Below are 12,580 nucleotides of genomic sequence, written 5' to 3' on the forward strand. Positions count from 1 at the left end.
CCCCTAAAGACTGTCCCCCGAGCCCTTAAGGTGATCTATCGCACTAAATCAGGGCAAAGTCACGAGGCTTGTCCACATCTGGTCAGCCACGCGTAGAGGAGCCACCCCAGCTCGTACGGCCGGCATTCCCGGTCCACGGCCGTGGGCGGATACACCCGGTCGAGCACCCCGAGCGCACCTCCCAGGTGCACCCGGCTGGCCGCCGCCCTGGCCCCGCGCACGATCTTGCGCGGATCGGCCCGCGCCTCCTTGCGCCAGGTCAGCGCGAGCTCGTCGAGCACCATCGACGGCCGCTCGATCATCCAGTCGAGCCCGGCGGCGATCTCCTGGACGTACGCGGTGCCCCCGGCGTCCGCCAGGTCGAGCAGCGCCATCGGCGCCATAGCGAGCTGGTGCACGCTGTAGACGGGATAGCCCTCGACGACGGCCCCCGAGCGCGCGTCGTAGTGCCACCACCACTCCCCCTGCGGCCCCTGCGCGTCGCAGATGCCCCGGGCGACCTGCTCTGCCGCGCGCAGCGCCTCGGCGTCGCCGGTCGCCGCGTGCAGCCTGGCCAGCGCCTGCAGCGGGTAGACCTGGTCGGCGAAGCAGCCGACGTGCGCCCGGTACCAGGGCACCAGCGACCCCTCACCGAGAGTGTGGCGGTACAGGCGGTCGTCCCTGAGCCCGCCGAGCACCCGCTCGCGGGCCCGCTCCACGTCGGCTCCAGCGGCCACCAGGGCGGCCAGCGCCCACGACGCCTCGACCGTGAACACCTGTCCACCGGTGTCGAGCTCGGCCAGCCTGCGCAGCGCCGCGTCGAGGTCGGCGTGCCCGGACTCGGCCGCCGCCCACGCGATGAGCGCCGCGTCGCCCAGCCCCTTGACCTCGGGCAGCCGCTTGACCAGGTTGCCGACCAGGTCGTGCAGGCTGTCGCCGCCGAGCGCCTCCCGCTGCACGTCCTCTTCGAGGGTGGCCACGCCGAGGGCGACGATCGCCGAGTATCGGATGCTGCGCCCTTCCGGCACCGCGGTCCACGAGCCGTCCGCCTCCTGGCGGCCGCGCCGGGTGAACACGAACTCCCCGTCGACGTAGCCGGGCGGCAACCCGCGTATGGACAGGTCCGCCATGCTCGTCACGAAGTCCTGGTGGCCGGAGCTCAGCAGAGCGATCCGGTGATGCGTCACGTCGTCTCCTCGATCCTGCGTTTGACACCGACCCGCTCCCGGAGCACCAGGAGCAGGAACCTGCCGTTGGTCTTCATGTAGCGCGGCCCGAGCCGCAGCGGCTCCTGCAGCATGCGGTAGAGCCACTCCAGGCCCATCCGCTGCCAGCGCACCGGCGCCCTGCGGGTGTGCCCGGCCAGCACGTCGAACGAGCCGCCGACGCCGTGGATGATCCGCGCGCGCGTGCCCGCGCCGAAGTCGCGGATGAAGATCTCCTTCTTGGGCGAGGTGATGCCCAGGAAGAGCAGATCGGCGTCCGAGTCCGCGATCTCGGCCGCGACCGCCTCCGACTCCTCCAGGGCGAAGTAGCCGTCGCGCGACCCGGCGACCTCCAGGCCCGGGTAGCGCAGCCGTACCTCGTCGAGCACCCGGGCCAGCACCTCGGGAGTGGCTCCGAGGAAGTAGGCGCGATACCCCTTCTGGGAACCGGTGGCCATCAGCTCGGTGAACAGGTCGATGCCCGCCACCCGCTCGGGCAGCCGGTGCCCGAGCACCCGCGAGGCCCAGACGACGGCCTGGCCGTCGGCCAGCACCAGGTCGCTCTCCAGGACGGACTGCCGCAGCGCGGCGTCGGTGCGCATGTTGACGATCTTGGCGGCGTTGACCACGCCGATGGTGAGCTGCGTGCGCTCCGATATGGCCGAGACACAGCGCTGGACGACCTCACCCATGGTGAGCGCGTCGAGCGTGGTGCCGAACACCGTCCTTCTGGTCACGCTGACATATCGGGTTCCATCCGGGAAACGTGACATCACGGCAGCTCCAGCTCGGTCAGCGTCGCACGGTGGTCGGTTCGCGGGACCCGCAGCGTCTGGAAGCCGCGTACCGCGATGCGCCGGTCGGCCAGCACGTGGTCGATGGCGACCTTGGGGAACAGCCGGGGCTGCTCGTAGTAGGGCCACGTCATGGACAGGCCCTTTCCTGTGACGTCGGCGGCGTCCCGGTAGCCGCTGGAGATCAGCTCGCGCAGGACCGAGTGGTCGAGCGTGGAGTTGAAGTCGCCCGCCAGGACGCGCAGCCGCCCGCCGGCGGCGGGAAGGGCGCGGATGCTCGACGCCCAGCAGGCCGTACGCCAGCCCTCGGAGGGCGCGCAGGCGTGCACGGCCACCACGTCCACCTCCCTGCCGCCCGGCAGGGACAGGACGGCGGGCAGGTGGCGCGGGCTCTTGTCGAAGGCGGGCGCCGCGATGTGGATGTCGGCCGGGCGCAGCGGGTAGCGCGCGTAGATGGCCGCGCCCTCCGAGTCGTCGCCGGGCAGCACGACCTTGTACGGCAGCAGCCGCCCGAGCCCCAGCTCGTCGACGCGCTTGCCCATGAGGTTGGTGAACTCCAGCATGTTCAGGACGTCAGGCCGTTCCCGCTCGACCGTGCGCACCAGCTCCTCGGGCAGCACGGACGAGTGCAGCAGGTTGATCGCCATCACCCGCAGCACGGGACCGCCCGCCTCCGGATTGCCCTCGGGAATCGCCCGCGGCACCACGATCACCGCGAAGCAGCAGGTCACCGCAAGCGCCGCGGTGATCAGCGGCCCGTTGCGCAGGAGGACGGCGAGGCCCAGCGGCACCAAGGAGGCCGCGGCTGCGTAAGGCGTGAAGGAGACCAGCTGCGACCAGGCGAACTTCGGCTCCCATCCGGTAAGCCGCAGAACCACCCATCCGGCGAAGGGCACGAGCACCAGCCACAGCAAAGAACCTCCTAGACGACGCTGCACCGGCGCCCTCGCATCAGCACCGGCCAGGCCGCGTGCAGGGCGGACTGCCAGTCCCTGATCGGCTCCCACCTGGTGTGCGCGAGGACGCTGTTGGCCGGACGCGGAGCGGGGCGCGGGAAGTCCGCCGAGGTCACCGGGCGCACGCGGCCCGGGTCGAGACCGAGCAGGGTGAAGATCTCGACGGCCAGGCCGTACCAGGTCGTCTCGCCGGAGCTGGTGCCGTGGTAGACGCCCGGCGGCAGGTCGGAGTGGGCCAGCCGGACGAGGTAGTCGGCCAGGTCGGCCGACCAGGTGGGCTGCCCCCGCTGGTCGGCGACCACGTCGACGGTATCGCGCTCGGTGGCCAGCCTGATCATGGTCTTGACGAAGTTCTGCCCGCCGGAGCCGTAGAGCCAGGCGGTGCGCACGATGTGGTGCCCGTGCTCCAGGACGGCCAGCTCGCCGGCCAGCTTGCTGCGCCCGTAGGCGTTCACCGGCGCGGTCGGATGGTCCTCGCGGTACGGCTCGCGCCCGGTGCCGTCGAAGACGTAGTCGGTCGACAGGTGCAGCAGCTTCGCCCCCGCCCTGGTGCAGGCGTCCGCCAGGTCGCGCACGGCCCGGCCGTTGACCTCCGTGGCCTCCGCCTCGTGCTGCTCGGCGTCGTCCACGGCGGTCCAGGCGGCGCAGTTGACCACCACGCGCGGCCGGTAGGCGCACACGAAGTCGCGTACGGCACGCGCGTCGCACAGGTCCAGCTCCGAGCGGCCCAGCGCGACGACGGGGTCGCCACTGACCGCGATCCTGTCGAGCAGGTCGGCGGCCAGCATGCCGTCCCCGCCCGTGACTAACCAGCGCACGCCGACCACCAGTCGCGGTTGTCGAGGTACCAGCGCACGGTGTCCTTGAGCCCCTGCTCGAACGGGACCTCGGCGCGGTAGCCCAGGGCGCGCAGCTTGGAGTCGTCGAGGGAGTAGCGGCGGTCGTGGCCCTTGCGGTCGGTGACGTGCTCGACCATGTCCCAGCCCTTGCCGCACACGTCGAGCAGGCGCTGGGTCAGCTCCAGGTTGGACAGCTCCGCCGTACCCGCGATGTGGTAGACCTCGCCGGGCTCGCCCACGTCGGCGACCAGCCTGATGCCCGCGCAGTGGTCCTCGGCGTGGATCCAGTCGCGCACGTTGCCGCCGTCGCCGTAGAGCGGCACCTTCCTGCCGCGCGCCAGGTTGGTGACGAAGAGCGGGATGACCTTCTCCGGATACTGGCGCGGCCCGTAGTTGTTGCCGCAGCGGGTGATCGACACGTTGAGCCCGTGCGTGACGGCGTAGGCGCGGGCGATCAGGTCGCCGCCCGCCTTGGCGGCCGCGTACGGCGAGCGGGGCTGCAGGGGCGCGCTCTCGTTCCAGGACCCGATGTCGATCGAGCCGTAGACCTCGTCGGTGGAGACCTGCACCACTTTGGGGGTCCCTGCGTCGAGGCAGGCCTGCATCAGCGTCTGGGTGCCCAGCACGTTGGTGCGCACGAACTCCGCCGCGCCGTCGATCGACCGGTCGACGTGCGACTCGGCGGCGAAGTTCACCACCAGGTCGTGGCCCGGCACGACCTCTTTGAGCAGGTCGAGGTCGCAGATGTCCCCCCGCACGAACGTGTGCCGCACCCCTTCGAGGTTGGCCAGGTTGCCCGCGTAGGTCAGCTTGTCCAGGACAGTGACATCGTCGGCCTGCACGGATCGGACAAAATGCGAGCCGATGAACCCGGCACCCCCGGTCACCAGGATTTTCTTCATGAGCTGATCTGTACCTTGCTGTGATCGCCCAGCACGAGACGGTGGGCTCTGGGCGTGTTGGGCGCCGGGGTGACCTCGACGTCGTGGCCGATGAGCGAGGCCTCGATCCGCCCCACGCCGTGGATGGAGGCGCGTGGGAGCAGGATGGAGTACTCGATCTCGCTCCTGTCGACCACGCAGTCGGCCCCCACGGAGGTGAAGGGGCCGATGTAGCTGTCGGTGATGCGCGCGCCAGGCCCGATGATCACGGGCCCGACGATGCGCGAGCGTTCGACGACGGCGGAAGGATCGATCACCACCCGGCCGATGATCTCCGCGTCGACGTCGTGCGAGGGCTCCAGCGACTCCAGGACCAGCCGGTTGACCTCCAGCATGTCGTCGACGTTGCCGGTGTCCTTCCAGTAGCCGGTGATGCGGCTCGCCTCCACGTGGCGGCCCCTGTCGATCAGCCACTGGATCGCGTCGGTGATCTCCAGCTCGCCCCGCCACGACGGCTTGAGCTCGGCCACCGCCTCGTGGATCGCCGAGGTGAACAGGTAGACGCCGACCAGCGCCAGGTCGCTCTTGGGCACGACCGGCTTCTCTTCCAGGCCGACGACCCTGCCGTCCGCGTCGAGCTCGGCGACGCCGAACTGGCGCGGGTCGCTGACCTGGGTGAGCATGATCCTGGCCGCGGAGTCGAAGCCGCGCACGATGTCGGTGATGCCGCCGACGATGAAGTTGTCGCCGAGGTACATGACGAAGTCGTCGTCGCCCAGGTAGTCGCGGGCGATCAGCACGGCGTGCGCCAGCCCGAGCGGCGCCTCCTGGCGCAGGTAGGTGACCTGCAGCCCGAACGCCGCCCCGTCGCCCACCGCCGCCTCGATCTCGGCCTGCGTATCGCCGACCACCATGCCCACCTCGGTGATGCCCGCGGCGGCTATCGACTCGAGCCCGTAGAAGAGCACGGGTTTGTTGGCCACGGGCACGAGCTGTTTCGCCGAGGTGTGCGTGATGGGCCGGAGCCGTGTGCCCGACCCTCCGGCGAGCACGAGTGCTTTCACAGCTAGTAGGCCCCTTCTCCACGGGTGACGACCGCCCAGGTCTTCCACAGGATCTGCAGGTCCAGGATGAGCGACCAGTTCTCCACGTAGCGCAGGTCGAGCCGTACCGACTCCTCCCACGTGAGGTCGGACCTGCCGCTGACCTGCCACAGCCCGGTCATGCCCGGCTTGACGACGAGCCTGCGCCGCACGTCGATGCCGTACCTCGCCACCTCGTCAGGAAGCGGCGGGCGCGGGCCGACGAGCGACATGTCGCCGCCGATCACGTTGAGGAGCTGAGGCAGCTCGTCGAGGGAGTAGCGGCGCAGGAACGCGCCAACGCGGGTGACCCTTGGATCGTTCCGCATCTTGAAGAGCACCCCGTCGAAGTCGTTCGCATCGAGCAGCTCACCCTTGCGCTGCTCGGCGTCCACGACCATCGTGCGGAACTTGAAGACGCTGAACTCCCTGCCGCCCCTGCCCACCCTGATCTGGCGGAACAGCGCCGGCCCAGGACTGGTCATGCGGATCAGCGCCGCGATCACCAGCAGCGGTACGGCGAGCAGGATCAGCGCGGAACCCGCCACGATGCGGTCGAAGCCGCTCTTGACGAGCTGCCTGGCGCCGTCGAACTCCGGGTGCTCCACGTGCAGCAGCGGCATCCCGGCCACCGGCCTGATGCTGATGCGCGGTCCTGCCACGTCCATGAGCGCGGGCGCGACGAACAGGTCGGTGCGCGCCGTCTCCAGGCTCCAGGCCAGGCGGCGTAAAGCCGCGCCGTCCAGCTCCGGGCAGGCGAGCACGGCGACCGCGTCGGCGCGCGACTGCGCGACCACCTGGGCCACGTCGCCGAACGAGCCGAGCACCGGCACACCGTCGAGTTCGACGTCCATGCGGTCGGACGGCAGGCACGCGCCCACCACCTGCATGCCGTGGTGCGGCTGGCGGCGGAACTGCACGACAAGATCGAGAATGGATTCGCGATGGCCGACTGCGATCACCTGGCGCGTGTATTCGCCCACAACCCGGCGCCGGTGAAGGTGTTTGCGCATCTTGTAGCGGAAGTAGAGTGTGGACAGCAGTGCGAGTGGCAGCATTGCCATCACGAAACTACGCGCGACGCTGGTTTGAGTGACATAAGCGCCAATTGCGACAGTGGCCATCAAACCGACCCCGCCGTTGAAAACCGCTCGGAATTCCTCCGTCCCCTCACCGTGGGCTCGCTGGCGATACGCGCCGCCCATCGCCAGGGCCAGCGGCCAGGCGACGATCAACGCGAATCCGAGTACGTACTCCACCGCGGGGACGAAGGCCCCCAGCAGCAGTCGACCGGTCAGCACGCTCACGCATGCGATCAGCGCGCACGCCATGTCTCCACCGAACAGCAGGCGCAAATACGCCCGTGTCCAGATGCTCGAGGCATGGCGTGGGACGGCGTTGAGGAGTACGACATCGGACTCCCCCATCCCAACCCTCATGGCACCCCACCCTGCAACTGTGTGCACTGCACCAACAGGACGCCGCATTCGCCACAATGGTTGACACGCTTCCCCCGCGAAAACCAAGCGCGCAGGTCCCCACTAAAGAGTAAAGATCGACTCCATGAAGGGGAATATCGGCTAATGACCACAATCGGCCGCAGGTAGGGGCGGTGCGGGACTTGACGGAACGGTCCAGAGATGCAGCAGGACCGATAGTGAATTGGCGGGTTTAGTCGTATTCGAGATCGGGCAAGGCGGACGGCGGGTCGGGGCTGCGCCACACGACCACCACGTCATCCCTCCCGGACTCCGAGGCCAGGTTCAGCCGGTCCAGGTCAAAGTCGGGCAGGTATCTGAGCCGCGCCAGGAACGTCGCGTCCGTCGCCGAGCGGGGCACCACGCAACCCTCGCCGTCCCGGTCCAGCAGGATGATGAGAACTTCCGCCTCGGGTTCCGTCGCAACCCGGACCTCGACCACGTCTTCCCACGCGAGCGCTTCGACACTGCCGTCGGCATAGTGCCGTGTTACGCCCTCTTCTGTGACGTACACGTAGGAGTCCGGCATTGCGTTGCCGTGCATGGCCGCGATTCTTGCGACTTCAGGTGTCTTCCCGCAAGGGAGCAGCGCCCCAGGAGTGGCTGAGATGTGCGGCGACGGCCGCCCGCGCCGCGTCGGCCGGGCCCCTGGCGATGGCATCGAGCAACTCGCGGTGCTCGGCTACGAGGACGTCGCGGTCCTCGTAGATCTCCCTGAGCCTGACCAGGCCGAGCCGCGTCTCGGCGGCGAGCGCGCCGTAGAGGCGCTCCAGCCTGGGGCTGCCGACGGCCACGATCAGCGCTTCGTGCAGGGCCATGTGCTCGGCGACCGACTCGGCCCACGGCGCGTCTGCGGGCAGCGCGTCCATCCTGGCGAGCGCCTCGTCGGCGGCGTCGACCCGGCGGCCGGCCAGCGCCCTGGCCATCAGGTCCTCCAGCGGCCTGCGGACGTACATCAGATCGTCGAGGTCCGACATCGTCACCTCGGGGACATACGCGCTGCGGTTGCGCTCGCGCCTGAGCAACCCCTCGTGGACGAGTACGGCGAGCGCCTCGCGCACGGTCGGCCGGGCCACGCCGTACGCGGCGGCCAGTTCCTGCTCCGGCAGGGGTGCGCCGGGCTCGATCTCGCCGGACAGCACCCGCTGCCGCAGCGCGCCGGCGAGCGCGTCAACGGTGGAGACCGTTCTGAGCAAGATCACGCTCCCTCTCCGGTAGGGCTACCGCCACAAGGCTAAGGGCCAGCAACGCCAGTCCGGTGATCGAGAGGGGGGTCAGGCTCTCGTGCAACACCACGAGCCCGAGCAGCGCCGCGACCCCCGGCTCGGCCAGGGCGAGCGTGGCCGCGGTGGCGACCGGCGTGGTCCGCAGGCCCCTGCCGTAGAGGACATAGGCGAGCGCCGTCGCGCCCGCGCCGAGGTAGAGGGCGGCGAGCAGCGCGGACGGCTGGGCCAGCCAGCCGACGCCCGTCCACAGCAGGACCGGCAGCATGACGATCGCCGCGCCGCCGAACAGCACACCCATGACGGCGTTGGAGGAAGCGCCGTCGCCGATCGCCTTCGCGGCCATGACCGCGTAGAAGGCGTAGAGCAGCCCGCCGAGCAGCGCGAGCAGGACACCTGAGACGACCGCCTGGGCGCCGCCGCCGAGCAGGAGCGCCGCGCACCCGGCGATGGCCGCCGTAGTGCCGAGGGCCCACCTCCTCGTCGGCGCCCTGCCGTGGATGAGCCAGGAGAGCAGCCCGGTGAAGACGGGCCCGCTGCCGATGGCGACGACGGTGCCGACGGCGACGCCGGTCCTGCCGATCGCGGCGAAGAAGCAGAGCTGGTAGCCGGCGACGGCGAGGGCAGCGAGCAGGAGACCCGGTTTTATCGCGCTTTTTAGCGCTTTTCCACCCAGCAACGCCAGCAGGACGCCGCCGATCACCAGGCGGGCAGCGGCCACGCCGACCGAGTCAGCGGTGATGAGCAGGCCGGCCGTGCCTGCCGTACCCCACAGGACTGCTGCTCCCAGGATGCTCTTCATGGAGAGATTGTCTGACAACCAGACAAGATTCGTCCACTCCTTTGCCGGGAAGGTGATGATCGTGAGATTCGTCGCCGTTCTGCTGGCGCTCGTCACGCTCCTGGGGGGCTGCGCCGCCACCACGGTGAGCTCGGACGTCGCGCTCTCGTCGCTGCCGCCACAGGCCGCCCAGACCTGGCGGCTGATCGAGCGCGGCGGGCCGTTCCCCTACCCGCGCGACGGGGTGACCTTCGAGAACCGGGAGCGGCAACTGCCCCAGCAGCGACGCGGCTACTACCGCGAATACACCGTCCCCACCCCGGGCAGGTCGGACCGCGGGGCGCGGCGGCTGGTGACCGGCCGGTCCAGCGAGGTCTACTACACCGGTGACCACTATCGGACATTCGTGAAAGTCGACGTGAACCGATGAGGACCACGCACAGGGTCACCGGAGACAGCGTCGAGGCCTTCATGGACTCGATCGCCGCCGCGCTCGCGTTTCCCGACTACTTCGGCCGCAACCTGGACGCTCTCTACGACTGCCTCGCCGATCTGACCGGCGAGCACGTGGTCGTGTGGGTCTCGCCGAGCGCCCTGCGCAAGGCGGATCCCGACGGATATACCGCGGTCGCGAGCGTGCTGGCCGACGCCGTGGCCGACGGGACCGGGCTGTCGGTGCTGTTCCGCGGCGATTAGGCCTGTTACTGACGCGGCACTGGTTGCTACTGTTTCGCAAAATCACCGCGCATGCCCCGGAATGCGAGGTTTTATGGTCCGCTCCATCCGGGTGAAGATCGCAGCACTCCTGCTTGTCCCGCTCATCTGCCTCGCGGCCATCTGGGGGTTCGCCGCGACGCTGACGCTGGGAGCCGCACAGGAACTGCTGTCGATCCGCACCGTGTTCGACAACGTCATCGTGCCGACCAGGGCCGTGGGCAACGCCCTGCAGGCCGAGCGGCTCGGCTCGCTCGGCTTCCTCGGCTCGGGCAGGCGCGCCGACCTCTCCGACCGCCGGCTGGAGACCGACCGCGCCAGGGAGTCGCTCGAACGGCTGTCGCAGGAGGCGGCCGACGAGACGCCCGCTCCCATGCGCGAGCGCGTGCAGGCGCTGATCGAGCAGATGGACCGGCTGGCCGAGATCCGTTCCCGGGTCGACACGGGCAACTACACCCGGCTGCAGACCCTCGAGCACTACTGCGAGATGGTCGACGCCGCCTTCCGCGTCTTCGACAAGATGCGCATCACCCCCGACCTGGAGCTGATCGACCAGACCCGCGCCGTCATCATCATGGGCAAGAGCCGCGAGCACCTCAGCGAGGAGAGCGCGCTCATCGCCGGGTTCGTCGGCGCCAAGGAGGTCACCGGCGAGGAGCTCGAGGAGTTCCGCGAGAACATGACCGAGCGCAAGGTCCTGTACGAGCTGGCCATCGGGCAGCTCGACGACGAGCTGCGCGCCCCCTACCTCAAGCTGGACGGCGACAGGTTCGAGGCGATTGAGGAACGCATCGCCGCGTCGATCAAGCCGTCCCAGAAGCTGCCGGACGACGCGGGCACCTGGCTGCCCGCCGCCACGGCCATGACCGACGCCATGACGGCGCTCGGCGGGCGGTCGAGCACGATCATCGCGAGCAGGGCCAGGCCCATGGGCGTCGGAGTCCTCGTACGGCTCGGCGTGGCGGGCGGGCTCGGCCTGGTGGCCGTGGTCATGTCGGTGTTCGTCTCCGTCCGGTTCGGCAGGCGCATGGGCGCCGAGCTGGGCGCGCTGCAGACCGCCGCGCTCGACCTGGCCGACCAGCGGCTGCCCGAGGTGGTGGCCAAGCTCAGCAGGGGCGAGGACGTCTGCTCCGAGCCGCCCTCGCTGCCTGGCGGCACGACGGCGGAGATCGTCAGGGTCGCCGAGGCGTTCGGCTCCGTACAGCGCACCGCGGTCCAGGCCGCCGTCGGGCAGGCGGAGCTGCGCAAGGGCGTGGCCAAGGTGTTCCTCAACCTGGCCAGGCGCAGCCAGTCGCTGCTGCACCGGCAACTGGCCACGCTGGAGACGATGGAGAACAGGACCACCGACGAGGTGATGCTGCACGACCTGTACGCCCTCGACCACCTCACCACCCGCATGCGCCGCCACGCGGAGGGCCTCATCATCCTGTCCGGCTCCGCGCCCGGCCGGGGCTGGCGGCTGCCGGTGTCGATCTTCGACGTGGTGCGCGCGGCGGTCGAGGAGGTGGAGGACTACCTGCGGGTGACCGTCGCCGTGCAGCCCGGCCCGTGCGTGGCGGGCGGCGTCGTGGCCGACGTGGCGCACCTGGTGGCCGAGCTGGTCGAGAACGCCACCATCTACTCGCCGCCGCACACGCAGGTGTTCGTCAGGGGCGAGAGCGTGGCGCGCGGCTACGCGATCGAGGTCGAGGACCGCGGGCTGGGCATGACCGCCGACGAGCTGTCCGCGGCCAACGAGCGGCTGGCGGCGCCGCCGGAGTTCGACCTGGCCGACAGCGACCGGCTGGGGCTGTTCGTGGTGGGACGGCTGGCCGTACGGCACGGCATCAAGGTGTCGCTGCGCGTCTCCCCCTACGGCGGGACCACGGCCATCGTGCTGATCCCTGCCGCGATCGTGGTCGAGCCGACCCTGGTGGGGGTGAGCACGTGAACGAGGAATGGCTGGACCAGCCGGTCATCCGCCCCTACACGATGACCCGCGGCCGCACCCGGCCCTCGGGGGAGAACGTCGACCTGATCGCCATCGTGGCGGCGACCGGCGTGCCCTCGCCGATGGCCGGGCTGGCGCCCGAGCACTACCGGGTGCTGGCTGCGTGCCGTACCCCTGCCTCGGTCGCCGACGTGGCGTCGGGCAGCGACCTGTCGGTGGGCGTGGTCCGTGTGCTCCTCGGCGACCTGCGCGAGCGCCAGCTCGTCACCGTGAAGCCACCGGCGGCCGAGCCGCCGCAGGAGGACATGCTGAGGGACGTGCTGCAGGCGCTCAGAGCCCTGTGATGCCGTCGAGCAGCCCGTCGAGCAGGCGGATCGACGGCGCTGCCACCTCGCCGACGTAGGCGTCGAGCACGGCCAGCCCGGCGCGCACGTCAGGGGTGCTCTTGCGCGGCAGCTCGATCAGCACCTCGTCCTCGACGCTGGCCTCGCCCTCGACGTGCCACGCGTCCGCCGAGGTCGAGATGGACACGGTGAAGGACACCTCGCGCCCGTCCGGCAGGGTGAAGACGGTGCCGATCCGCGCGCCGGAAGGGGGCACGTAGTAGGAGAACGGCCTGCTCCTGGCGAACGGGTGGTGCAGCTCTGCGAAGATCTCGCTCGCCCGGCTCAGCGCCTCCAGCAGGCCGGCGGCTGCGCGGCTCTCGCTGTCCACATCC

At 70.1% G+C, this 12,580-nt stretch carries 15 protein-coding genes; 4 read left to right on the forward strand and 11 right to left on the reverse strand.

All coding sequences use genetic code 11. The features are described 5' to 3' along the window. Positions 1-59: 59 nt before the first annotated feature. From ACIBG8_RS27295 to ACIBG8_RS27340, 10 genes are all read right to left on the reverse strand, one after another. Positions 60-1,166, reverse strand: coding sequence for a hypothetical protein (locus ACIBG8_RS27295; RefSeq protein ID WP_397345783.1), 1,107 nt, complete (start codon positions 1,164-1,166; stop codon positions 60-62). Next, entirely contained in the window at positions 1,163-1,921 is a 759-nt protein-coding gene (locus ACIBG8_RS27300) for a WecB/TagA/CpsF family glycosyltransferase (protein ID WP_397345784.1), read from the reverse strand. The genes ACIBG8_RS27295 and ACIBG8_RS27300 overlap by 4 nt, the downstream gene beginning before the upstream one ends. Before the next feature lie 35 nt (positions 1,922-1,956). Beyond that, on the reverse strand, positions 1,957-2,892 hold the full coding sequence (locus ACIBG8_RS27305; protein WP_397345785.1) for an endonuclease/exonuclease/phosphatase family protein: 936 nt from the start codon (positions 2,890-2,892) through the stop codon (positions 1,957-1,959). Between the two features lie 8 nt (positions 2,893-2,900). Next, positions 2,901-3,752 carry a dTDP-4-dehydrorhamnose reductase gene (gene rfbD / locus ACIBG8_RS27310; RefSeq protein WP_397345786.1) on the reverse strand — a complete coding sequence of 284 codons (852 nt, stop codon included), beginning with the start codon at positions 3,750-3,752 and terminating at the stop codon, positions 2,901-2,903. Beyond that, the gene (gene rfbB, locus ACIBG8_RS27315; protein ID WP_397345787.1) at positions 3,740-4,675 is read right to left on the reverse strand and encodes a dTDP-glucose 4,6-dehydratase; all 936 of its coding nucleotides are present in this window, start codon (positions 4,673-4,675) and stop codon (positions 3,740-3,742) included. The genes rfbD and rfbB overlap by 13 nt, the downstream gene beginning before the upstream one ends. Then, positions 4,672-5,718, reverse strand: a complete 1,047-nt coding sequence (locus ACIBG8_RS27320) for a glucose-1-phosphate thymidylyltransferase (RefSeq protein ID WP_397345788.1) — start codon at positions 5,716-5,718, stop codon at positions 4,672-4,674. Before ACIBG8_RS27320 ends, rfbB begins: the two co-directional genes overlap by 4 nt. A 2-nt stretch (positions 5,719-5,720) precedes the next feature. Next, positions 5,721-7,175, reverse strand: a complete 1,455-nt coding sequence (locus ACIBG8_RS27325; RefSeq protein ID WP_397345789.1) for a sugar transferase — start codon at positions 7,173-7,175, stop codon at positions 5,721-5,723. 232 nt (positions 7,176-7,407) lie between these two features. Next, positions 7,408-7,758 (reverse strand): hypothetical protein, encoded by a 351-nt coding sequence (locus ACIBG8_RS27330; RefSeq protein WP_397345790.1) that lies wholly within the window; start codon positions 7,756-7,758, stop codon positions 7,408-7,410. A 19-nt stretch (positions 7,759-7,777) separates the two neighbouring features. Then, complete coding sequence (locus tag ACIBG8_RS27335) at positions 7,778-8,416, reverse strand: GntR family transcriptional regulator (RefSeq protein WP_397345791.1); 639 nt, start codon at positions 8,414-8,416, stop codon at positions 7,778-7,780. Next, on the reverse strand, positions 8,385-9,239 hold the full coding sequence (locus tag ACIBG8_RS27340; RefSeq protein ID WP_397345792.1) for a DMT family transporter: 855 nt from the start codon (positions 9,237-9,239) through the stop codon (positions 8,385-8,387). The genes ACIBG8_RS27335 and ACIBG8_RS27340 overlap by 32 nt, the downstream gene beginning before the upstream one ends. A 61-nt stretch (positions 9,240-9,300) precedes the next feature. Between ACIBG8_RS27340 and ACIBG8_RS27345 the strand changes: the two genes are divergently transcribed. The 4 genes from ACIBG8_RS27345 (at position 9,301) to ACIBG8_RS27360 (ending at position 12,206) form a co-directional block, all read left to right on the forward strand. Then, entirely contained in the window at positions 9,301-9,648 is a 348-nt protein-coding gene (locus ACIBG8_RS27345) for a ribonuclease domain-containing protein (protein WP_397345793.1), read from the forward strand. Further along, a complete protein-coding gene (locus ACIBG8_RS27350; protein ID WP_397345794.1) occupies positions 9,645-9,914 on the forward strand; it encodes a barstar family protein in 270 nt (89 codons plus the stop codon). The genes ACIBG8_RS27345 and ACIBG8_RS27350 overlap by 4 nt, the downstream gene beginning before the upstream one ends. A 73-nt stretch (positions 9,915-9,987) precedes the next feature. Beyond that, positions 9,988-11,862, forward strand: a complete 1,875-nt coding sequence (locus ACIBG8_RS27355; RefSeq protein ID WP_397345795.1) for a nitrate- and nitrite sensing domain-containing protein — start codon at positions 9,988-9,990, stop codon at positions 11,860-11,862. Beyond that, positions 11,859-12,206, forward strand: coding sequence for a DUF742 domain-containing protein (locus ACIBG8_RS27360; RefSeq protein ID WP_397345796.1), 348 nt, complete (start codon positions 11,859-11,861; stop codon positions 12,204-12,206). Before ACIBG8_RS27355 ends, ACIBG8_RS27360 begins: the two co-directional genes overlap by 4 nt. Here the strand turns inward: ACIBG8_RS27360 and ACIBG8_RS27365 are convergent. Then, positions 12,193-12,576: a hypothetical protein gene (locus ACIBG8_RS27365; protein WP_397345797.1), complete on the reverse strand. Its 384-nt coding sequence runs from the start codon at positions 12,574-12,576 to the stop codon at positions 12,193-12,195. The two genes, ACIBG8_RS27360 and ACIBG8_RS27365, sit on opposite strands and share 14 nt — an antisense overlap. Positions 12,577-12,580 lie beyond the last annotated feature (4 nt).

Origin of the sequence: Nonomuraea sp. NPDC050556, from assembly GCF_044457355.1 — a bacterium.
Taxonomy (GTDB): domain Bacteria; phylum Actinomycetota; class Actinomycetes; order Streptosporangiales; family Streptosporangiaceae; genus Nonomuraea.